17 protein-coding genes are annotated in these 22,073 nt (G+C 70.7%); 5 read left to right on the plus strand and 12 right to left on the minus strand.

Features of this window, described 5'->3' with window-relative positions; translation table 11 throughout:
• Positions 1 to 40 precede the first annotated feature (40 nt).
• Complete coding sequence (locus ACIBJH_RS03195) at positions 41 to 934, plus strand: DUF4429 domain-containing protein (RefSeq protein WP_399115109.1); 894 nt, start codon at positions 41 to 43, stop codon at positions 932 to 934.
• A 16-nt stretch (positions 935 to 950) separates the two neighbouring features.
• Here ACIBJH_RS03195 and ACIBJH_RS03200 read toward each other — a convergent pair whose 3' ends face one another.
• On the minus strand, positions 951 to 1,745 hold the full coding sequence (locus ACIBJH_RS03200) for a class II aldolase/adducin family protein (protein WP_399115110.1): 795 nt from the start codon (positions 1,743 to 1,745) through the stop codon (positions 951 to 953).
• 119 nt (positions 1,746 to 1,864) lie between these two features.
• On the opposite strand from ACIBJH_RS03200, the gene ACIBJH_RS03205 reads away from it, so the two are divergent.
• Positions 1,865 to 2,338 carry a pyridoxamine 5'-phosphate oxidase family protein gene (locus tag ACIBJH_RS03205; RefSeq protein ID WP_399115111.1) on the plus strand — a complete coding sequence of 158 codons (474 nt, stop codon included), beginning with the start codon at positions 1,865 to 1,867 and terminating at the stop codon, positions 2,336 to 2,338.
• A gap of 18 nt (positions 2,339 to 2,356) precedes the next feature.
• Here the strand turns inward: ACIBJH_RS03205 and guaA are convergent, their stop codons facing one another.
• On the minus strand, positions 2,357 to 3,925 hold the full coding sequence (gene guaA, locus ACIBJH_RS03210) for a glutamine-hydrolyzing GMP synthase (RefSeq protein ID WP_399115112.1): 1,569 nt from the start codon (positions 3,923 to 3,925) through the stop codon (positions 2,357 to 2,359).
• A 421-nt stretch (positions 3,926 to 4,346) separates the two neighbouring features.
• Here guaA and ACIBJH_RS03215 point away from each other — a divergent pair, with 421 nt between their 5' ends.
• Entirely contained in the window at positions 4,347 to 4,604 is a 258-nt protein-coding gene (locus ACIBJH_RS03215; RefSeq protein WP_399115113.1) for a chorismate mutase, read from the plus strand.
• 579 nt (positions 4,605 to 5,183) lie between these two features.
• Here ACIBJH_RS03215 and ACIBJH_RS03220 read toward each other — a convergent pair.
• Positions 5,184 to 6,314: a hypothetical protein gene (locus ACIBJH_RS03220; RefSeq protein WP_399115114.1), complete on the minus strand. Its 1,131-nt coding sequence runs from the start codon at positions 6,312 to 6,314 to the stop codon at positions 5,184 to 5,186.
• A gap of 209 nt (positions 6,315 to 6,523) precedes the next feature.
• Between ACIBJH_RS03220 and ACIBJH_RS03225 the strand changes: the two genes are divergently transcribed.
• Entirely contained in the window at positions 6,524 to 7,588 is a 1,065-nt protein-coding gene (locus ACIBJH_RS03225; protein WP_399115115.1) for an LAETG motif-containing sortase-dependent surface protein, read from the plus strand.
• A 113-nt stretch (positions 7,589 to 7,701) separates the two neighbouring features.
• On the opposite strand, the gene ACIBJH_RS03230 is transcribed toward ACIBJH_RS03225, so the two are convergent.
• The 4 genes from ACIBJH_RS03230 to ACIBJH_RS03245 all read right to left on the minus strand — a co-directional run bounded on the left by ACIBJH_RS03230 (position 7,702) and on the right by ACIBJH_RS03245 (position 13,698).
• Entirely contained in the window at positions 7,702 to 9,480 is a 1,779-nt protein-coding gene (locus tag ACIBJH_RS03230) for a GMC oxidoreductase (protein ID WP_399115116.1), read from the minus strand.
• 39 nt (positions 9,481 to 9,519) lie between these two features.
• On the minus strand, positions 9,520 to 11,151 hold the full coding sequence (locus ACIBJH_RS03235; RefSeq protein WP_399115117.1) for a succinic semialdehyde dehydrogenase: 1,632 nt from the start codon (positions 11,149 to 11,151) through the stop codon (positions 9,520 to 9,522).
• Between the two features lie 148 nt (positions 11,152 to 11,299).
• Positions 11,300 to 12,793, minus strand: a complete 1,494-nt coding sequence (locus ACIBJH_RS03240; protein WP_399115118.1) for a serine/threonine-protein kinase — start codon at positions 12,791 to 12,793, stop codon at positions 11,300 to 11,302.
• A gap of 44 nt (positions 12,794 to 12,837) precedes the next feature.
• Positions 12,838 to 13,698 (minus strand): MBL fold metallo-hydrolase, encoded by an 861-nt coding sequence (locus ACIBJH_RS03245; protein WP_399115119.1) that lies wholly within the window; start codon positions 13,696 to 13,698, stop codon positions 12,838 to 12,840.
• Between the two features lie 101 nt (positions 13,699 to 13,799).
• Here ACIBJH_RS03245 and ACIBJH_RS03250 point away from each other — a divergent pair, with 101 nt between their 5' ends.
• Positions 13,800 to 14,696 (plus strand): AraC family transcriptional regulator, encoded by an 897-nt coding sequence (locus tag ACIBJH_RS03250; RefSeq protein ID WP_399115120.1) that lies wholly within the window; start codon positions 13,800 to 13,802, stop codon positions 14,694 to 14,696.
• On the opposite strand, the gene ACIBJH_RS03255 is transcribed toward ACIBJH_RS03250, so the two are convergent.
• The 5 genes from ACIBJH_RS03255 to ACIBJH_RS03275 all read right to left on the minus strand — a co-directional run bounded on the left by ACIBJH_RS03255 (position 14,693) and on the right by ACIBJH_RS03275 (position 22,038).
• Positions 14,693 to 15,037 (minus strand): hypothetical protein, encoded by a 345-nt coding sequence (locus ACIBJH_RS03255; protein WP_399115121.1) that lies wholly within the window; start codon positions 15,035 to 15,037, stop codon positions 14,693 to 14,695. The genes ACIBJH_RS03250 and ACIBJH_RS03255 overlap by 4 nt on opposite strands.
• Positions 15,038 to 15,065: 28 nt before the next feature.
• Complete coding sequence (locus ACIBJH_RS03260; protein ID WP_399115122.1) at positions 15,066 to 16,784, minus strand: LamG-like jellyroll fold domain-containing protein; 1,719 nt, start codon at positions 16,782 to 16,784, stop codon at positions 15,066 to 15,068.
• An 87-nt stretch (positions 16,785 to 16,871) separates the two neighbouring features.
• On the minus strand, positions 16,872 to 18,473 hold the full coding sequence (locus ACIBJH_RS03265) for a serine/threonine-protein kinase (protein WP_399115123.1): 1,602 nt from the start codon (positions 18,471 to 18,473) through the stop codon (positions 16,872 to 16,874).
• A 116-nt stretch (positions 18,474 to 18,589) separates the two neighbouring features.
• Positions 18,590 to 20,266, minus strand: coding sequence for a protein kinase (locus ACIBJH_RS03270; RefSeq protein ID WP_399115124.1), 1,677 nt, complete (start codon positions 20,264 to 20,266; stop codon positions 18,590 to 18,592).
• 29 nt (positions 20,267 to 20,295) lie between these two features.
• Positions 20,296 to 22,038 (minus strand): serine/threonine-protein kinase, encoded by a 1,743-nt coding sequence (locus tag ACIBJH_RS03275; protein ID WP_399115125.1) that lies wholly within the window; start codon positions 22,036 to 22,038, stop codon positions 20,296 to 20,298.
• Positions 22,039 to 22,073: the final 35 nt, after the last annotated feature.

Genomic DNA, 22,073 nt, shown 5'->3' on the forward strand with positions numbered 1-22,073 from the left:
GTGAGCACCGCCGTGTTGACCCGGCTGCGAGAATTTCCCTATGGCCGAGATCATCCAGCGCGACGGGACCTGGGCCTTCGACGGCACAACGGTCAGGATCACCCCGGGACTTCACCGCTCCGTGCCCCTGTTCCGGCAGACGTACGGCGAGATCGCGGTGCCTCTCGAAGCCGTCGCGGGCGTCGTCTACGAACCCGAACGCAGGCGTGGCCGGCTGCGGCTGAGGCTGCGCGAGGGTGCCGACCCGCTGTTGCAGGCGACCGGTGGGCGGCTGCCGGACGCGGCGGATCCGTACCGGCTGATCGTGGACATCGACCGGTCCGGGGTCGCCGAATACGTGGCGGAGGAGATCCGGCACGCGCTGCTCCTGGACCAGATCCCCAAGGAGCCGACGAAGGCCTATCTGCTGCCGGGCCCGCCGGTCCCGGTCTCGGTCCGGTCCTCCGACGGCACGGTGTCCTTCGACGGCGCGCAGGTGCGGATCGACTGGGCGGACACCTCGGAGCGCGTCAAGCGGGCCACCGGGCCGCGGATAGTCGCCGTGGGCGATCTGGTGCAGGTGGAGTGGCTGCCCAACTCCGGCTACGAGGACGGGTTCATGCGGTTCGTGACCCGGGAGACGGTGTTCTCCAAACTGCCGCCGGAGAAAGACCCGTACGCCCTCGACCTGTGGGGCAGCACCCGCCGTGATCTGCTCACCGCGCTGGTGGCGACGGCGGTGACCGCGCGGCTGCCGCATCCCTCGGTCCGTGAGCTGGAGAACGGCGAGTTCACTGACCGGCCACCGCGAGCGGCCACCGTTCCGCCTCCGGCCGACCATCACGACGTACTCCTGCGCAGGCTGCGGGAGTTGGGCGAACTGCACCGGGAAGGGGTGCTCACGGACGAGGAGTTCAGGATGACCAAGGCGGCGGTGCTGCGCGGTTTCCGATAGATCGGACAGAGGGGCCTCAGCTGAGGAGGTCGGGTTCGCTGCGGCTGATGTCCTGCCACAGGGGCTGGTAGTTGATCCACGCCACGAGGTCGCCGCCGGTCTGTTCGCGGGTGGCGACGGCGAGTTTGTGGTCGATGAGGAGGGGGCGGCCGGCCGCCTTGGCGAGGAGCTGCACTTGGCAGGAGCGTTCCATGGACAGGAACCACCAGGCCGCCGCGTCCACCGAGTCGCCGACGGTCAGCAGGCCGTGGTTGCGCAGCACGAGCGCCTTGCGGGAGCCCAGCGCGGCGGCGATCCGCTTGCCCTCCTCGGCGTCGACGGAGACCCCGCTGTAGGCGTCGTAGAGCGCGTGGTCCTCGTAGAAGGCGCAGCTCTCCTGGCTGATCGGGTCGAGGAAGTCACCGAGGGCGGAGAGGGCGCGGCCGTGCACGGAGTGGCAGTGGGCGACCGCGACGACGTCCGGGCGGGCGGCGTGGACCTGGGAGTGCACGGTGAAGGCGGCCTGGTTCACATGGTGGCCGCCCTGGAGGACCTGGCCCTCCGAGTTGGAGAGCACGAGGTCGCTGACGGTGACGTGCCGGAAGGGCATCCCGAAGGGGTTGACCCAGAAGCAGTCGCTGAACTCGGGGTCGCGGGCGGTGATGTGGCCCGAGACCCCGTCCTCGAAGCCGAGCCGGCCGAACAGGCGCAGGGCACCCGCGAGGCGTTCCTTGCGGTGCCGGCGTTCGTCCTCGACCGACTCGTGCATCGGCGGCATGGCGAACCGCAGCCGGTCGGTGGGCAGGGGGGAGGGCGGCGTCGGCCCGTGCATCGGTCCTCCAGCACTGGGTTTGTCGTAAGGGCGAGAAGTTACCGCCGGTCGGTCGAAAAGGGCAGTGCAGGTCTGTAAAGAGGACAGAGGTTGTCGGATATCGGCGGAACACTCGCCGTATGACAGCGAACTGGGCCACCTTCACCGCCGCCGAACCGGACCTCGCCGCGACCGTCGAGGAACGGTTCGGCGCCTTCACGCACCACGTGCTCGCGACTCTGCGCAAGGACGGGTCGCCGCGTACGACCGGGCTCGAAGTGCGGTTCCTGGACGGCGAGTTGTGGCTCGGGATGATGCCCGACTCGCTCAAGGCCTTGGATCTGCGGCGTGATGCGCGCTTCGCGCTGCAGGCGAACCCGGGGCCGGGGACGGACACCCACGGCGGGGACGTACGGGTGAGCGGGCGGGCGGTGGAGGTGACGGATGCCGGGGTGAAGGGGGCGTACATGAAAGAGGTGGAACCGCCGGAGCCGTTCCACCTCTTCCGCACCGAGTTGTCGGAGGTCGTGCGGACCTACGTCGAGGACGAGAAGTTTCTCGTCGTGCAGGTCTGGAAGCCCGGAGAGCCGGTGCGGACCCTCAAGCGGACCTGAGTATCAGGAAGAGCGGGACTACTCCCACTCGATGGTGCCCGGGGGCTTCGAGGTGATGTCGAGGACGACTCGGTTGACGTCGGCGACCTCGTTGGTGATGCGGGTGGAGATCTTCGCGAGGACGTCGTACGGCAGACGCGACCAGTCGGCCGTCATGGCGTCCTCGGAGGAGACCGGGCGCAGGACGACGGGGTGGCCGTAGGTACGGCCGTCGCCCTGGACGCCGACGCTGCGGACGTCGGCGAGGAGGACCACCGGGCACTGCCAGATGTCGCGGTCGAGGCCGGCTGCGGTCAGTTCCTCGCGGGCGATGGCGTCGGCGTCGCGGAGCAGGTCGAGGCGGTCCTTGGTGACCTCGCCGACGATACGGATGCCGAGGCCGGGGCCGGGGAAGGGCTGGCGCTGGACGATCTCGTCCGGGAGGCCCAGCTCCTGGCCGACCATCCGGACCTCGTCCTTGAACAGCTTGCGCAGCGGTTCGACCAGTTGGAATTCGAGGTCTTCGGGGAGGCCGCCGACGTTGTGGTGGGACTTGATGTTCGCGGTGCCGGTGCCGCCGCCGGACTCGACGACGTCCGGGTACAGGGTGCCCTGGACCAGGAAGGCGACCTCGGGGCCCTCGTCCGCGATGATGTCGGCCTGCGCCTGCTCGAAGACGCGGATGAACTCGCGGCCGATGATCTTCCGCTTCTGCTCCGGGTCGGAGACCCCGGCGAGCGCGGTGAGGAAGCGCTCCTCCGCGTCGACGACGACGAGCTTGACGCCGGTCGCGGCCACGAAGTCCTTCTCGACCTGCTCGGTCTCGCCCTTGCGCATCAGACCGTGGTCGACGTAGACACAGGTCAGCTGGTCGCCGATGGCGCGCGCGACGAGGGCGGCCGCCACGGCGGAGTCGACGCCGCCGGACAGACCGCAGATGGCGCGCTTGTCACCGACCTGCTCGCGGATGAGGGCGACCTGCTCGTCGATGACGTTGCCGGTGGTCCAGGACGGGGTGAGGCCCGCGCCCCGGTACAGGAAGTGCTCCAGGACCTGCTGGCCGTGCGTCGAGTGCATGACCTCGGGGTGGTACTGGACGCCGTAGAGCTTCTTCTCGTCGTTCTCGAAGGCGGCGACCGGGACGACGTCCGTGGACGCGGTGACCGTGAAGCCCTCGGGGGCGGCGGAGCAGGCGTCGCCGTGGGACATCCAGACGGACTGCTCGTCCGGGGTGCCCTCGAAGAGGGTGGAGGACGAGCGGGAGACGTGCAGGGGTGTACGGCCGTACTCGCGGGCGCCGGTGTTGTCGACGGTGCCGCCGAGAGTCGTGGCCATCAGCTGGAAGCCGTAGCACATGCCGAAGACCGGGACGCCGGCCTCGAAGAGTTCGCGGTCCAGGCGGGGGGCGCCCTCCGCGTACACGGACGAGGGGCCGCCGGAGAGGATGATCGCCGCCGGGTTCTTGGCGAGCATCTCCGCGACCGGCATGGTGCTCGGCACGATCTCGCTGTAGACCCGGGCCTCGCGGACGCGGCGGGCGATGAGCTGGGCGTACTGCGCGCCGAAGTCGACGACCAGGACGGTGTCGGGGGCGGGGGTCGCTGACACAGGAGCCTTCCGGCGGTGGGGCGGGGGTCTTGGGTACCGATTCTAACGGGGGTCGCGTGGGACACCTCGCCGTGTGCTGGGGGCTCCGCCCCCAGACCCCCGGGCCTATGCCCACCCACCGCCCGACTCGGTGGGCCGGATCGGCGCCGCACAGACCACCGCATAGCTCGGTGGGCCGGATGGGCACCGTACAAACCACCGCCCGGCTCGGCCCGCCGCAGAAGTGCTGTGGCATACTCGCCCCATGCTCACGCACCCGACCTTCCTCTTTACCTATGGCAACCGGCCCGCCGGCTGCCATGGTCGAGCTGCTTGAGTTACTGACAAGCGACTTTCCAGGCGCCCCGGGCCGACAAGGCCCGGGGCGCCTGTCGTTTCCCGGTCCGTCGGTCCAGGCGTTCCAAGCCACCAGGAGCCCCTCATGACCACCTCCACCCCCGAGCAGACCATCGCCGACGCCCGTGAGCGCATCGACGTTCTCGACGACCGGATCATCGGGCTGATCCAGGAACGGGTCGCCGTGTCCGCCGTCGTGCAGGAGACGCGGATCGCCTCCGGCGGCCGGCGGGTGCACCTGTCGCGGGAGAACGAGATCCTCGGCCGCTACAGGGACGCGCTCGGCAGGCCCGGCACCTCGCTCGCGATGACGCTGCTCGAACTGTCGCGGGGGCGGATCTGAGTTCGAGCCCGGTCTCACCCGTACGGCGCGTGACCGCTTCGTGAACCGCTTCGTTGGTGGGGGTGTCCGTGCCAGCCAGGGGCGGGCCCGAAAGAACCACGCGTGGCTCGCTGGGGCGATGAGACGTACGGATCGTGCCGTACGTCGTGGGACCTCGCTCCAGGGTCGTGACCGGACGGCAGGGGACAGCAGCCCGGTCACCCAAGAGAACGGTCGGCTCCGGGGACGCCCGGGGCCGCCCGGCGGAAACTGCAAAAATGCACAAAGCCGGACCGAACGGTTGCGATCGTCGTCTCCATCCAGCACGATGCGTAGAAGCCCCCCGAGCGCCTCTCCGGGCCCCAAGTCCCAAAGCAGTCAACCGCATTGCGGTGCACCGTCCCACTGCCAAAGGTCGAGACCAAGCGCGCGCCCCTGGTGCGCGGGAGCGCCGACCCGGGGCGCTTCGGACAACTTCAGACCAGCGGCGCAACCCCCCGGCGCCGCTCCCAGGCACCGGCGCTGCCCTGACGTCGGTGCTGACGGAGAAGGGCCCCGCGGCTCCGTCCCGCGGGGCCCTTCGCTTGCGTTCTCGCGCTTCTAGGTCCGGCTCACCGTCCCGCAGGTGCCCTGGCCCTTGCCGATGTCCTTGCTGCGGTCGTACGGGTCCGTCGTCGGGCCCGAGGGCGTCGCGCCCGTGGGGGACGACGTGGCGTCGGAGTCGAACTGCGGGTGGAGATAGCCGTCGTAGACGTCGCAGGCCGAGTTGCCGAAGTCCGCGTTGTTGAGGGTGAGGGTCAGCAGGCCGGGGGTGACCCGGTAGCGGGCGGGGTCGAGGATCTCGGTGTCGATCACCCTGCGGACGATGGTGCGGGCGACCCCGGTGGAGCCGTCGGTCCGGACCAGCGGGTAGACGAAGGTGTAGTCGGCGTGGACCGTGACGCCCCCGCTGGAGTCCTTCGCGAAAGTGATGCGGCCACGGGTCTTCACCACCTTGCCGACCAGTCGTACGTCCTTGGGGTCGAAGCGGCTGAACAGCATCGTGGGGTCGTTGCCCTTGGTCGGGAGGGCCAGGGAGGCCTTCAGCTCGGTGAGCACCTTGGGCTGCTTCGGGTCGAGGACCGCGAGCGCGGCGGACGGGCGGGCGCCGCCGATCGTCTTCGGGTCGAGGTTGGACGCGACGAGCAGGATCTTCGTCTGCTGGAGGGCCAGTTCGACCCGGTCCTTCGAGAAGGCGCCCACGGGGGTCGCCTTCGGCAGGATGATGCCGGCCTCGCCGTCGGCCCAGTTCAGGGCGGGTGAACCGGCGAACGGCCGGTCCAGGGTGGGTATTTGGGGGTCCACGATGGAGGGCGCGGCGGTCGGGGCGGCGGTCTCCGGCGCGAGCGGGGAGGCCGAGTCGGTGTGGTTCTCACCGAAGGGGTCGCCGGGCAGCAGCGACGGCCGCATCGCGACCACGGCGACGGCCACGGCGAGCGGGACACCGAGGACGGCCCACAGGCGACGCCTGCGCCGGGACCGCCCGTTCATCTCCTGCCAGGCAGGACCGGTCCGCCAGCCCTCGGGCTGTTCGGCCCTCTTCAGTCGTTCGGTCACCTCGCGGGCGCGCGCGGATGGTTCCTTCTGTGCGGAAGCCCGGATGTCACGCTCCGTGTCACGGGCGAACTTTTCCCAGACGTCGTCGGGGATCTCCGGGGTCGAGGACGGTTCCTCGGACGGTTTGTCAGACACCAGGTAGTTGTAGGCGCCCGAAAGCGTGTTCACAAGCAGAACCCGGGTGTGACACAGCCCACATAAGAATCACGTGAGGATTCGCACAACCATTCACAGGTTTCCCGTGTCACACCTGCAGAACAAGGGCCACACCCGCGCCCCACACGCGGAGCCCTCCGACCCAGCGTGCTGCGCTGTCGCAGCACTCCGGACTTCTTGAGGACTTCATGAAGCTTCGCCGTGTCATGGCCACGGTCGCCGCGACGGCCGCCATCGCCCCCCTCGCCCTGCTCTCGGCGCCGGCCGCGTTCGCCGACGGCGACTCGCCGGACACGTCGTCCAGCAGCCCGGCGGCCGACGCCAGCACCCCGGCCGCGGACGCGAGCACCCCCGCGGCCGACGACAGCACGCCCGCGTCGGACACGAGCAGCCCGGCCGCGGACACCAGCACCCCCGCCTCGGACACCAGCTCCCCGGCCGCGGACACCAGCAGCCCCGCCGCGTCGGGCACCCCGAGCGGGAGCACGTCGCCGAGCCCGTCCGCGTCGCCGAGCAAGCCGGGCGACGACTTCGACCCGTACGCGGACTGCAAGACGTTCGACCTGGACGAGAAGCTCACCGCGTCGATCACCGGCCTGCCGAACAAGATCGTCGCCGGTTCCGGCTGGCACAACTTCAAGTTCGTGGTGAACAACGCCTCGGACAAGGACCTGCAGAACGTCTGGATCAACGCGCTCACCGAGTACAGCGACGATGTGAACGAGAGCGACTCGCTCATGCTGGACCTGGCCGAGATCCAGCTGAAGCAGGACGGCAAGTGGACCGACTCCTACCAGGAGACCGTCGGCTCCGGCAGCAACGCCACCACGCTGCCCGGGAGCATCGTCGCGATTCTTCCCACCCTGGAGAAGAACTCCTCGACCACGCTCGACCTGCGCGTGGCGATCAAGCACTCGGCCCCCGCGGGCTCGTCGTTCGCGCTGAGCCAGGCGATCTACGCGGGCAACGACGACTCCTGCTACGGCAACGGCGACTTCTACGAGTTCTCCGTGCTCGCCGCCGGCAGCAGCCCGGGCGACACGGGCGAGGCCAAGCCGACCGGCCAGAAGCCCACCGGGACCAGCGACGACCTCAAGCCCCAGGGCGGGGTCAACGAGGCCACCGGCAACCTCGCCGAGACCGGCTCCAGCTCCGCCCTGCCGGTGATCGGCCTCGTGGGCGGCGCGGCGGTCGTCGCGGGTGCCGCCGCGGTCGTCATGGTGCGCCGCCGCAAGACCGGAGAGAGCGCGTAAGCACGTAGCTCGCTCGACAAAGGACCTGCGCTCGGAGGGGGGCGCAGGTCCTTCTGTTTGCGCGGATGCCTTTCTCGACTTCTACGGCTTCCACAACTTCTACGGCTTGGCTTCTACGACTTCGGCGGCACCGTCGGCATCCCCAGGAACGGCAGCTTCAGCGCGCCGAACGCGCCCTCGGGGACGGCCGGTTGACGCGGCTCCACCGGCTTCAGCCGTTCGTACGACGCCCCTTGGCGCGGACGCGGGTCAGGCTCGCCCTTGTTGGGCCAGTACGACATCGCGCGCTCGGCCTGCGCCGTGATGGTGAGCGACGGGTTGACGCCGAGGTTCGCCGAGACGGCCGCGCCGTCGACGACCGAGATGCCGGGGTGGCCGTAGAGGCGGTGGTACGGGTCGATCACGCCGGTCTCGCGGGAGGCGCCGATGGGGCAGCCGCCGAGGAAGTGGGCGGTGAGCGGGGTGCCCATCAGTTCGCCGACGTTGGAGCCCGCGAAGCCGTTGATCTCGGCGGCGATGGCCGCCGCGGCCTCCGAAGCCGCCCTGATCTGCTTGGGGTTGGGAGCGCCGTGCCCCTGACGGGCCGTCAACAGCCCTTTCCCCACGCCGTCCTGCTTCAGATACGTGGTCAGGGAGTTGTCCAGCGACTGCATCACCAGGCCGATGATGGTCCGTTCCGACCAGTGGCGGTTGGAGAGGGAGCGAAGGACCAGGAGCGGGTGGCGGGCCGCGTTCGCCAGCCAGGCCAGCGCCCTCGACGAGCCCTCCGCGTACGGGACTTGGAGGATGGAGAGGCCGCCCATCGAGTTGGAGCCCTTGCCGTAGCGGACCGGTTCGATGTGGGTGTTCTCGTCGGGGTGGATCGAGGACGTGATGGCGACTCCGCGCGTGAAGTCGGCCTTCGCGGTGCCGGTCGCCCTGCGGTAACGGCGGTCGCTCGTCTGCGCGCCGACCAGCGCCTCCGAGTTGGTGCGGGTCAGTTCGCCCAACTTCTCGGAGAGGTACGGCAGTTGCCCGCCCGCCTTCATGCGGTGCAGGAGGGTCTGGGTGCCGTAGGTGCCCGCGGCGAGGACGACCCGGCGGGCTTTGAAGGTGCGGCCCTCGGACTTCCGACGCGCGTCGGTCGGCAGCGTCGCCACCGCGTAGCCGCCCTGCGAGTCGTCCGTGACCGACACGGCCGTGGTCATCGGGTGGACCTCGGCGCCCGCCTTCTCGGCGAGGTGGAGGTAGTTCTCGTTGAGGGTGTTCTTGGCGCCGTGCCGGCAGCCGGTCATGCACTCGCCGCACTCGGTGCAGGCCTTGCGGGCCGGGCCCGCGCCGCCGAAGTAGGGGTCCGCCACCTGCTCGCCGGGCCTGGCCTTCGCGGTGCCGTCGGCGTCCTCGCCGTCACCGAAGAAGACGCCGACCGGGGCCATGTGGAAGGTGTCGCCGACGCCCATCCGCTGGGCCGCGGCCTTCAGATGGACGTCGGACGGGGTCATCGTCGGGTTGAGGCGTACGCCGAGCATGCGGCGGGCCTGGTCGTAGTACGGGCCCAACTCCTCCTGCCAGTCCGTGATGTCACGCCACTGAGGGTCTTCGAAGAACGGCCTGGGCGGGACGTAGAGGGTGTTGGCGTAGTTCAGGGAACCGCCGCCCACGCCCGCGCCGGCGAGGACCATGACGTTGCCGAGCAGGTGGATGCGCTGGAGGCCGTAGAGGTTGAGCTTGGGGGCCCAGAGGTAGTTCTTGAGGTCCCAGGAGTTCTTGGGGAGGGTGGCGGGGGTGAAGCGGCGGCCGGCCTCCAGGACACCTACGCGGTAGCCCTTCTCCGTCAGGCGCAGGGCGGTCACGGAACCACCGAAGCCGGAGCCGACGACGATGACGTCGTAGTCGTAGGTGTCCTGTGGCACATGCTCTCCTCGTTGAGAACCGTTGAGAACCAGGGATTTCTACTTGAGACGCAGTGCCTTCATCACCCGGAGACTGGTGCTCATGAAGGCCGCGTACTTCTCGTCGGTCATCCCCAGCGAAGGAGCCATCGGCAACAGCCGCTGCTGCGCGACCGTTTGGGCCTCCGTGTACTTGAGGATGCCCTCGGAGCCGTGGCGGCGGCCGAGGCCGGAGTCCTTCATGCCGCCCATGGGGGACTGGACGCTGCCGTAGGCGGAGGCGTAGCCCTCGTTGACGTTGACCGTGCCGGTGCGCAGGCGGGCGGCGACGGCGCGGCCGCGGCGGCCGTCCTTCGTCCAGACCGAGGAATTGAGGCCGTAGGACGTGGAGTTGGCCGCTTCGACCGCCTCGTCCTCGGTCTTGAAGCGGTAGACGGAGACGACCGGGCCGAAGGTCTCCTCGCCGCACACCGCCATGGGGGCCTCGACGCCGTCGAGGATGGTCGGTTCGAAGAAGTAGGGGCCGATGTCCGGGCGGGCGACTCCGCCCGCGATCACCTTGGCGCCCTTGGCGACGGCCTCCTCCACGTGGCGCGTCACCGTCTCCAACTGGCGCTCCCCAACGAGCGATCCCATGTCCGCGCCGTAGGCGAGGGAGGTGCCCAGGCGCATGGCCTTGGTGCGGGCGGCGAAGCGTTCCAGGAAAGCGTCGGCGATCGACTCGTGGACGTACAACCGCTCGATGGAGATGCAGAGTTGGCCGGCGGAGGAGAAGCAGGCGCGGACCGCGCCCGCCGCCGCCTTGTCGAGGTCGGCGTCCTCCAGGACCAACATGGCGTTCTTTCCGCCGAGTTCGAGGGAGACGCCGACCAGCCGGGCCGCCGCGCCCTGCGCGACCTCGCGGCCCGTGCGGGTGGAGCCGGTGAAGGAGACGTAGTCGGCGTGCTTGACGACCTCGGGGCCGACGACCGGGCCCTCGCCCAGGACGACCTGGAAGACGTCGGCGGGCAGGCCGGCCTCGATGAGGAGGTCGCGCGCCCAGAGCGCCGTGAGGCAGGTCTCGGTGTCCGGCTTCATGACGACCGCGTTGCCCGCGACGAAGGCCGGGAGGGCGTCGCCGACGGAGAGTTCGAGCGGGTAGTTCCAGGGGGCGATCTGACCAACTACCCCGCGCGGGTGGCGGAGTTCGGTGACCTTGGTGAGGGTCGGGACGGCGCCGGTGTGCCGCTTCGGGCGGAGGTAGGCGGGGGCCTTGCGGCCGTAGTGGCGGGCCGCGACGGCGACGGCCTGCACCTCCTCGTGCGCGTGCAGCCGTGCCTTGCCGGTCTCCAGCTGGATCAGGTCGAGGACCTCGGCCTGGCGGGCGAGGACGAGGTCGTGGAAGCGCAGCAGGACGGCCGCGCGCTCGCGTACCGGCGTCTGCGCCCACAGGGCCTGTGCGGCGCGGGCCGCCTCGAAGGCCTTCGCCACGTCCTCCGGGGTGGACTCGGGCAGGTCGGCGAGCTTCTCACCGGTGAACGGCGTGTGGTTGGCGGTCCGCCCGGAACCGGCCACACCCTTCGTGAGCTGGGCGACCAGCTCCGGGGTGACCACGTCGGCGGCGGTACGGGCGCCTGTGGGGGCCGGCGCGAGGGGGTTCGTGCCGGTCGTCGTTTCCGTACCGGTCTTTTCCGGGGCCTGCGAGTCCGTCATGTGCGGCAGGGTATGCCGCCACGAAGGGTTTGGGTACCCGTCGGTAATCGGCATTCACCAGGCGCTCACACCACGCCAGCGATCACTGGCAACGAATGCGCTGATCAGGGCGTTGTGCGGGGACGATCACCGGCCGGTGGCCGCGGGATCAGTTGCCCGGGAGGGTGAGCCGGGCGCGGGCGCCCTTGAAGAGCGCGGTGCCCTTCTTCTCCGCCGGTGTGCCCTTGGGCATGTCCACGCGCAGTTCGTACATGCGCTGATCGGCGGTGCGGACGATCAGGGCCATCGCGCGGGTGGGGACGCCCGACTGTGCGTAGGTGGTGTCGGCGAGGACCGCGTCCTTGTTTCCGCGGAAGCCGGTGCGGGTGTACTGCGGGTCGGACGTGCCCCGGCCCAGGGTGTGCGCTTCGGCGAGGGGCGAGTCGGCGGCCTTGTCCCATTCGGTGAGGCGGACGCGGAGGGCGCCGGCACCGTAGGTGACCGTGCGGCTGCCGGCTGCCGCCTGTGTCTCCAGAAGCTGGTACTGGGGCGGGAGGAAGAGGACCGCCCTCATGCCGTCCCGCTGGTGGGCGGTCCAGGAGTCCGAGTCCTTGCCGAGGACTCGCTCCAGGAGAGTGCCGAGGACGAGGCCCGCGAGGAGGAGTGCTCCGAGGGTGATGAGAAGGGTGCGCCGGGGGCGGGACTTGGACTTGGGTTCCGGCCTGGCTTCGGGTTCGGGTTCCGGTACGACGTCGGGGACGGTGGGCGCTTCATCGGGCGCTTCGGGCTCCGTGTCCGGAACCGTGACCGCCGGCTCCGGTACGTCCTTCCCCGCGGACACCGCCTCCAGTACCGCGGCGACCTCCTCCGCCCCCGGCCGTTCCTCCGGGTCCCGGGCCAACATCCGTACGAGCAGCGGCCCGAGAGGCCCCGCCCTGGTCGGCTCGGGCGGTTCGCCGGCCAGGATCGCGCCGAGCGTGGACTCCACGGTCGTACGGCGGAAGGGGGACGCGCCCTCGACGGCCGCGTACAGGAGTACGCCGAGGGACCACAGGTCGGAGGCCGGTCCGGCGCCGGTGCCCGACATGCGCTCGGGGGCGATGAATTCGAGCGAGCCGACGAACTCCCCGCTGGCGGTGAGGGATTCCTCGCCCTGGATGTGCGCGATGCCGAAGTCGGTGAGGACGACCCGGTCGTGGGGACCGAGCAGGACGTTGGCGGGCTTCACGTCACGGTGCACGATCCCCACGGCGTGCGCGGCGCTCAGGGCACCGAGGACGGCGCGGCCGATGCGCGCGGACTCGGCGGGGGTGAGGCGTCCGCGCCTGAGCAGTTCGTGCAGGGACTCGCCGCGCACCAACTCCATGACGATCCAGGGGAGTTGGTCGTCCTCGATGACGACGTCGTGGATGGCGACGGCGGAGGGGTGGTCGACCCGGGCGGCGGCGCGGGCCTCGCGGTAGAGCCGGTGGGCGGCGCGCTGGAACTCCTCGTCCTCCGGGTCGCCGGGCAACCGCGGCTGCTTGACGGCGACTTCACGGTCCACGAGTTCGTCGAAAGCCCGCCATACGGTGCCCATGCCGCCGGAACCGATCCGTTCGAGCAGCCGGTAGCGACCGCCGACCAGCCGTCCGTCGCGCACCTGTTCGCCGACTTCGCTCATGCCCCATCAGTACCGTGCCGGATACGGCCTTGTCGACGCGCGTCCTACTTCCCGAGCACCAGCGTGTCGCCCGCCCGCCGCACCTCCGCGACCCCGGTCCCGCCGAAGTGCGCCGGAATCACCAACTCCCCTTCGTCGGCGGCCCGTTCGAGCACGCGCCGACGGCTCGCGGCGGCCTGCCGGGCATCGAGGCAGAAACAGCTGCTGCACTCGGGATGCGCGATCTGCACCGGGCTGTGCAGCAAGTCCCCGACGAACACGGCCCGTTCACCGCCGGAGGCGACCCGCAGGACGGCGGAACCGGGGGTGTGTCCGGGCGCGGACTCCAGCGTGAGGTGCTCGTCGATGCGGTGGGTGCCGTCCCACAGGGTGGCCAGCCCGGCGCGGTGCACGGGCGCGACGCTGTCCTCGTAGGTCAGGCGGTCGTCGGGCCGCACCCCGCCGCCGTAGTGGTTCCCGGGGCCGAAGTGGAAGTCGTCGGCGGCGGGGAGGAGATAGCGTGCGTTGGGGAACATCGGTTCCCAACTCCCGTCCACATCATGGGTGTTCCAGCCGACGTGGTCGCCGTGGATGTGGGTGTTGACGACGACGTCGACCTCCTCCGGTCGTACGCCGGCCCGCGCCAGCCGTCCCGGCAGGTCGCCCTGGCTCATGTGGAACAGCGGATTGCCGGGCCGCTCCCGGCCGTTGCCGACACCGGTGTCCACGAGCACGGTCCGCCCGGCGCTGCGCAGCACCCAGGTCTGGAGCGCCACGACCGCGAGTGTGTCGTGGTGGTCCTGCCCCGCCTCGGGCGGCAGGTCCGGGACGAGGGTGCGGGTAGGGATGTAGGGCTGCTCCCACTCGACGACTCGGACGACTTCGACGTCACCGATCATGAGTGTCTGTGCGTTGTCCTCGGTCATGGAGATGAGCGTAGGAAGTCTGCGGTGAGTGTCTCAATGCGGGAGTGACTCATCTGAATACGCATACGGCTCACCGGTGCTCCCTGTCGTAGTCTGACCGCATGGATGTGGTGAGCGACGCGATCTCCGCCGTGCGGACCGGGCGGGCCTCCTCCAACCGGCTGCGGGTGGGCGGGAGTTGGTGCACCCGGCTGACGCCGTACGAGGGTGCGGGGTTCCATGTCGTGCTCGCGGGGAGTTGTCGGCTGGTGCCCGACGGGGGCGGTGAGCCGGTGGCACTGGGTGCCGGGGACGTCGTACTGCTGCCGCACGGCGCCGGGCATGTGCTGGCGGACCCGTCCGGGGACACGGCGCGGGCGGTGCCGTTCGAGGAGATGCGCAGGCCGGTCGGGGACGGGCCCGAGGTGGAGTTGCTGTGCGGGAAGTACCGGCTGGACCGGAGCCGTACGCATCCGCTGATGGCGGAGCTGCCGGAAGTGGTCCATCTGCCGAACCGGGTCGGCCGCCATCCCGAACTCCGGGCCGCGGTGGACCTGTTGGCGCGGGAGTTGGACGAACGGCGGCCGGGGGCCTGCCTGGCGCTGCCGAGCCTGCTCGACCTGCTGCTGATCTACATGGTGCGGGCGTGGATGTCCCAGGCGGAGAGCGGCAGTTGGCCGTCCGTGCTGAGCGATCCGGTGACCACGGCCGCGCTCCGGGCGCTGCACTCCGACCCGGCCGCGCCCTGGACCAACGACCGGCTGGCCGCGACGGCGGGCGTGTCCCGGGCGACACTGGTCCGCCGGTTCACCGCGCTGGTGGGGCGGGCGCCGATGGCGTATCTGACGTGGTGGCGGCTGACGTTGGCGGCGACCCGCCTGCGGGACACGGACGCCTCACTGGCAACCGTGGCCCGCGAGGCGGGATATGGGAGCCCGTACGCCCTGTCGCACGCGTTCAGCCGGGAGTTCGGGGTGACGCCGGGGAAGTACCGGGAATCGGGAACGGCCCGGCTCTAGTCGCCGTCGGGATCGTCGTACTCCTCAGCCAGCCGCAGCCCGAGGTCGGACTCCCACTCCAGGGCCCACCGCCGTAGCTCGGCGGTCTCCCGCGCGTCGAGTCCGTGCGCCGCGAACTCCTCGTCGCTCGTCCAGACCACGCCCTCCAGCCGGTCCCGCAGGCCCAGGAGGTCGAACTCCGGGCCTGTGTCCCGCAGTCCGAGCTGTTCGAGTTCGATGACGGAGAAGTGGCGGCAGGCCGCGTGCACGGCGAGCACGTCCTGCGGCAGACCGCGGTCGGCGAGCGCGCGCACGCTCGCGACCGCCAGGTCCTCGTGATTCACCGTCTCCGGCGTCCCCACCGCCGACTCCCCTTCCACCGGCGCCCGGTCAGACGTCCGCGCCGCCCACGCGCAGCATCGCCAGGCGGGTCTGGTCCAGGACTCCGGCGTAGGTGTGGACCTCGTCCAGCTCACCGGTCAGATAGTCCGTCCCGGTGCCCGCCGTGACGCTCCGGCCGATCTGGAGGTCGCCGGTGGGGGTCCAGGTGTCCTTGCCCGTCACGCTCGCGGAGTCGGAGACGTAGGTGTCGTCGACGTACAGGCGGAGTTGGTCCGTCTTCTCGTCGCAGACCACCGCGAGGAACTCGTCCTCCTGCGCCCCGAACGGCGAGGCGGGCGCGGTGACCGTGGTGGTCGGTGCGTCGGCGCTGTCCTCGTGGGCGACCACGGCCTGCCAGGACTTCGAGGCCGCGACATAGCGCAGGGTGAACAGGCTGGTGTGGAGCCCGGGTTGGGACAGCAGCGTCATGTCGTGCGTGGCCGTGTCCCCGTCGATGCGGACGTGGGTCGCCACGGAGAAGCCCGCGTCGGACGGGCGGACCGCGTCCGGTGTGGTGGCGTAGTCGCCGTCGCCGTCCAGGAGGAGGTCGCCGGAGCCCACCAGGGGGTACTGCGCCGGGGTGCAGTCGGGGTTCACGTCGCAGTCGTCCGTGGCCGTGTGGATCGACGCGTCGCCCGCCAGGGTGAGCGGCGCGCCGCCCGCGTACTCGGGGCTGCTGCCGCCGGGGGCCGTCTCCAGGTCCCAGTAGCCCTGGCGTTGCGGGGCGCGGGTGGCGGCGGCCGTGATCTCCTTCGGGACGTACACACGGTCCCAGACGTTCACGTCGGTGAGCAGACCGTGCCAGTGGCCGGTGTCCTCAGTGCCCTCGGTGTCCCCTTCGGAGCCGAGCCGCAGGGGTCCCGTGCCGCCGGCCGCGACGGTGTTCTCGGCCGTCGTGACGAGGTCTCCGTCGACGTAGAGGCGGGCCGCGTGCTCCTCGGTGTCGTACACGCCGACGAGATGGGCCCACTCGCCCGGCTCGGGGGAGCCGCCGGTGAGGTGGACCGCACCGCCGCTCGCCGTGGGGAGCGCGAAGGACCAAGTGGGCGTGCCGCCCGGTGAGTTGGTCGTCGTGCCGAGGGAGAAGCCGGTCCGGCTGACAGCGGTCATGTCGGCGTCGAGCGTGTCCGGGCGGACCCAGGCGTCGACCGAGAAGATCTTCGCCGTGTCCACCGGGGAGTCGAGCGTGGCGTACGCCTCGTCCGTGCCGTCGAACCGGGCGGCGGAGGTGATGCTCGTCCCGGTGGGGCCCTGCGCGTCGGGGGTGACGCCGGTGCCGGTGGCCGCGCCGGAGTCGTGCTGCGGGTCCCAGTGGGTGACCGCGGCCCGGCCCGTCCCGACCCGGACGAAGTAGGTCGTCCTGGCGCTGACGTTCCCCGCGGCGTCGATCGCCTGGGCGTAGAGGTACGTCACCCCTCTCGTCTGCGGCAGCCAGCGCAGGGAGACCGGGGCGCCGGGCTCGGCCGCCGTGAGGGTCTGCGATACGCCGCCCATCCACTCGTAGCGGTACGACACGACGTCGTCGGAGGCCGAGTCGATGACGAAGGTGCCGTAACTGCCCACGCCGTCATGCTCGTTCGCGTCGTCGGGGTACTCCGCCGACGACACGACCGGTGCCAGTGGCGCCTCGGTGTCGTCGGCCGCCGTCGCGACTCCGGTCATGGCGGCGGTGGTCAGTGCCACGGCCGCGCAGGTCACCCCGGCGCGTCTCCAGTCGGATGTCCTCAAGGCCAATCCCCTCCCAAGATCCGGTAAAGAGAGAATGACCTTAACTGCCGCCACTGACAACGGAATTGATCGCCGCCACGGCACCGCTCACAGCCTGTCGACGTCCAGGTTGGCGATCGCCGCCCTCGCCACCTCGCGGCCACGGGCCGTGAAGTCGCCCTTGCCCGGGTAGCTGATCGTGAGCCGGTACATGTCCCCGGCGGAGGTCTTGTAGTAGAGGATCCGCAGCTCGCGAGGGAGCGGGTTCTGGGTGTCGTCGGAGTTGTAGACGACCGTGTTCTGGGCGGACGGTTCGCCCTGGTACGTCCCGGTCGGCTTCGGAACGGTCTCCGCGGCCTTCCCCATGTCGAGGTCGACACTGCCGTTGGTCTTGAAGTCGCCGTTGTCCGAGTACATTTCGGCCGCCGCCGAGTCCTTGATGTAGCCGTTGGTGTCCTCGGACTTCTTGTCGAGGCTCAGGAAGACCCAGATGCTGCCGCTCGGGTCGGTGTACGTGACCCAGTGGCTCTTGTCCGAAGTGCGGTCGGGCGTGGTCCGCTTGTACGCGGCCGGGACCGCGAGCGTCGCGGCCACATCGGACTCGTGGTGCTTCTTCCAGCCGTCCGGCAACGACCCCGCGAACGGATCGGCGATCAGCACATACGCGGCGGCCACCGCGGCCGCGACGACCACGGCACCGAGCCCGAACCACATCTTGCGGCCCAACCGGCGCTTTCCCGCGGGCCGTTGGACGTACCGCACCTCCTGGTGCCGCACCTCCTGCGTCGACGCCGGAGCCGGCGGGTTCGCCACCGATTCGAGTACGGCACGCACCTGGACCGTGTTCGGACGGCTCGACGGGTCCTTGGCGAGCAGGGCCGTGATGAGGTCGGCGAGCGGGCCCGGTGCCGAAACCGGCGGCGCGGGCACGGAGTTGAGGACCGACTGCAGGGTGGCGGGGGTGTTGCTGCGGCGGAACGGGGAGACGCCCTCCGTCGCCGCGTACAGGACCACGCCGAGCGACCACAGGTCGGAGGCGGGTCCTGGGCGCTGCCCCAACACCCGTTCCGGCGCGATGTATTCGGGCGAGCCGACGAAGCCGCCGGTGTCGGTCAGATTGGTCTCGCCCTCGATCTGGGCTATCCCGAAGTCGGTCAGGACGACCCGGTCGTGGCGGCCGAGCAGGACGTTGTCCGGCTTGACGTCACGGTGCAGGACACCCGCCGCGTGCGCGGCTTCGAGGGCGCCCAGCACCTGGAGGCCGATCCGGGCCGCGTCGCGCGCGCCGAGGGTGCCCTCCTGCAGCACCTCGCCCAGCGAGCGGCCGGTCACCAGTTCCATCACGATCCAGGGCCGGCCGTCGACGACGGCCACATCGTGCACGGTCACGACGGCCGGGTGGTCGAGCCGAGCCGCCGCGCGTGCCTCGCGGCGCATCCGTTCGAACGCGTTGTCACGTTCGCGTTCGGGAAGATTGTCCGGGACGCGGGGTTCCTTGACGGCGACCTCGCGGTCCATCGCCTCATCCCGGGCGCGCCACACCGTGCCCATACCCCCGTGCCCGAGCTTGGCGAGCAGCCGGTAGCGCCCGGCGATCAGACCTTCGGTGCCGCCACCCCCCGAGGGTTGCGGCACCCTCGGTCTCGGCGGTTGCAGAACAAAACTCGTCGTCTCGTCGGCCCCGCCGCCCTGTCCCCCGTCGCTGCTCATGGGTCCATCCATATCGCGGCGACCGCTCCCGTATCCACAGGGAACCCGTTCCGGTCACACACCCGTGACTCGAACGGTCACCTATCTCCCTTTTGCTCCGGTACGAACATGCCGAGTCACGCCGGTACGAACGTGTCCAGCGCGACGTCGAAGTACTCCTTCGCCTCCCGCACCTTCCCGACCGGCGCCGACACCCACACGTCGTACAGCCGGCCGCCCTCCTCCCAGCACAGGTCGTAGGTGTGCCGGGGCCCCTCCGCCGTACTGAAGCCGTTCCAGGTGAACTCCCAGAGCGCGGCGGGGTGTCCGTAGTGGGTGGTGTCGGTGACCTTGCCGTCGTGGTAACCGGGGTTCGTGTCCGCCCCCTTGGCCGCCGCGCTCTTCATCACCGCGAGCGGGCCGCCCGTCGCGGGGTCGGACATCCTGATGCCGAGCCGGAAGGTCTCCCCCGGCGACATGTAGAAGATCCGCTCGCCCTGCGGGACGCGCACGAAGTCCTCCGGTACGGCGAGCGCGAAGCCGTCGGGGTCGTGGGCGACGCGGTAACCGGAGGGCGCGGTGGGGGCGTTGGGGGTGTTGGGGCTCTTCGAAGGGGTCGAGGACGATGATGGGGTGCCTGCACTCGTGGAGGTCAACGGCGCCGAACTCACCGGCGTGGCACTCCCCTTGTCGTCGTCCCCGCGCATCAGCAGCGCCGCCGCCGACACCCCGGCCCCGGCCATCGCCGCGACCAGCAACGCGGCCACGAGAACTCCGCGGGTGGAGCGCCGAGGGGGCGGCACCTCCGTGACGGCGGGTGTGGGTGACGGTATCGACGGCTCAGGGGGCGCCAACTCCCGTAGCGGGACGTCCTGTTGGGTCGGCGTGTAGCCGGGTGCCGGGTGCGCCGTACGCCCGGCGGCCGCTTTCGGTGTGCGCCCCGTCTTCAGGAAGGCACGCAGCATCCGCTCCGCCTCCGCCGCCACCAGCCGCCGTTCCGGATCGCGTTCGAGCAGTCCCCGTACGACGGGCAGCAGCGGCCGGGCCTCCTCGGGTGTCCGAATCTCGTCGAACACGACCGCGTGCAGGATGCCGCCCAACGAGTCGCGCCGGAACGGCGATTCACCGCTCAGCACGGTGCACAACAGGGCGCCCAGGGACCACAGGTCGGACGCGGGACCGGTCCGCACCCCGGACATCCGCTCCGGCGCGGTGTACTCGGGCGAGCCGACGAACGCGCCGTTCTCGGTGAGCGTCGTGGCGCCCGCGACCTGCGCGATACCGAAGTCGGTCAGGACGACCCGGGCGGCCTCGGCCTCGTCGGAGGCGGTCCGGTCGGGGTCCGGCCCGTCCGCCGTGGTGTCCAGCAGTACGTTCGCCGGTTTGATGTCCCGGTGCAGGACGCCCGCCGCGTGCGCCGTGCGCAGCGCGCCGAGCAGGGCGATGCCGATCCGGGCGGCCTCGGCGGCGTCGACCGGACCGTGCGTGGAGATCCGGTCGGCGAGCGAGCCGCCGTCGATCAACTCCATGACGATGTACGGCCGTTCGTCCTGCTCGACGACGTCGTGCACGACGATGACGTGCGGATGCCGCAACTGCGCGACCGCCCGCGCCTCGCGCAGCGTCCGGTCGCGGTGCTGCCGCGCCTCCTCCTCGGAGAGCGAGTCGTCCTGCGCGATCTCCTTGACGGCGACCTGCCGGCCCAGCAGTTGGTCGGTCGCCCGCCACACGACGCCCATGCCGCCGCGCCCGAGCCGCTTCTCCAGTCGGTAACGCCCGGCGATCACCCGGACGCTGTCCCCCTCGGTCCCCATGCGCACCATCATGACGCAACCGGAAGCGGTCAGCCCGAGTCGGGGCTCCAGCTCTGCAGGACCGACTTGAACTGTTTGCTGGTCGTCGCCCAGTCCGCGGCCGGCGAGGACATGTAGATCGCGTACTCGGTCCCGTCACGGGACGTGTACGTCTCCTCGATGGCCCGCCGCGGCCCCGGGAAGGGCGTGTCCTTCGCCTGCGCGGTCCAGGTGTAGTCCCACAGCGAGCCCGGACGGTCGCGGAAGATGTTCGCCTGCAGGGTCACCCTGTTGTAGTCGACCAGCCGATGGAGCTGTACTTCCAGGTCCAGTTGGTGGGCGTTCGCGGTGGGGAAGTCCGGGGTGGGGTCGATGGCGATACGGACGAAGTGCTCGCCGTTGTCGGGCGTGTAGTCGACCTGCTGGATGTCGGTGGTCTCGTTGCTCTTATTGTCGGGGACATAGAGCTTCCGCGCCCAGCCCTTGGGGAGCGATATGGAGAAGCCCAAGGGGTCGGTGTAGGTCTTCCAGTTGGCGGGATTCGAGTTCTGCGGCGAGGTCGACGAGGTCGGCGAGGGGCTCTGCGAGACCGACGCGGACGGGGTGCCGCCCTGGTCCCGGTCCTGGTGCCACTTCTGCAGTCCCAGCGCCGTACCGCCGCCGACGAGCGCGGCGAGGACGACCACCAGGACGATCGAACGGAACCGGCGCCGCTTCGGCGGAGCGGGCGCGGCACCGCCGGAACCCACGAGGGAGACGGGCGGCGTCTGCTGCTGGTACGTGCCCCCCGTCGCCGACGCGTACGACGGCACACCCGTACCCGTACCCGTACCCGCGTACGACGGCGCGCCGGTGCCGGGATACGGCGTCGCACCGGTGCCGGGATACGGCGTAGCGCCCGTGCCGGGCGTGTCCGTGAAGCTCTCCGCCCGTGAGCCCACCCGCTGCGTCGGCAGCCACTCCTCCGCCGACCGCGGCCGTCGCCCCTCGGCGGCCTCCGCGAGCATCTGCTCGGTCTGGTCCGCGTCCGGCCGCAGCTCGGGGTCCTTGTTCAGCAGCGCGACGATCACGGGCGCGAGCGGACCGGCGTAGCGCAGTTCGCCGGCCTCCTCCTCGACGACAGCCTGCATGGTGGACAGCGGCGAGGTGCGGCGGAACGGTGATCTGCCCTCGACCGCCGTGTAGAGCGTGGCGCCCAGCGCCCACAGGTCGGAGGACGGCCCCGGGTCGGCGCCGCGGACGCGCTCGGGGGCGAGGTAGTCGACGGACCCGACGACCTCACCGGTCCGCGTGATGGTGCTGTCGCCCTCGATCTGCGCGATGCCGAAGTCGGTGAGCAGCACCCGCCCGTCCTGCCCGAGCAGTACGTTGCCCGGCTTGACGTCACGGTGCAGGACACCGGCGGCGTGCGCGGCGCGCAGGGCGCGCAGCACCCACATGCCGATGCGCGCGGCCTCGGCCGGTTCGATGCGGCCCTGCTCCTTGACCTCGTCGGCCAGCGAGTTGCCCTCGACCAGCTCCATGACGATCCACGGGCGGCCGTCGTGTTCGAGGACGTCGTGCACGGTGACGACGGCGGAGTGGTTGATGCGCGCGGCGGCGCGCGCCTCGGCCCGGGTGCGCGCCAGCAGTCTCGGCTGGTCGCTCTCCGACACGTAGAGCGCGGCCGTCAACTCCTTGATGGCGACGGCCCGGTGCAGCACCTCGTCGTGCGCACGCCACACCCGGCCCATGCCGCCGCTGCCGATCGATTCGGCGAGCCGATAGCGCCCCGCGAGGAGCAGGCCCTGCATCTGATTCACGTTGCCCCGCAATGCTCTTGACAGGC

Origin of the sequence: Streptomyces sp. NPDC050548 (genome assembly GCF_044457385.1) — a bacterium.
Taxonomy (GTDB): Bacteria; Actinomycetota; Actinomycetes; order Streptomycetales; family Streptomycetaceae; genus Streptomyces.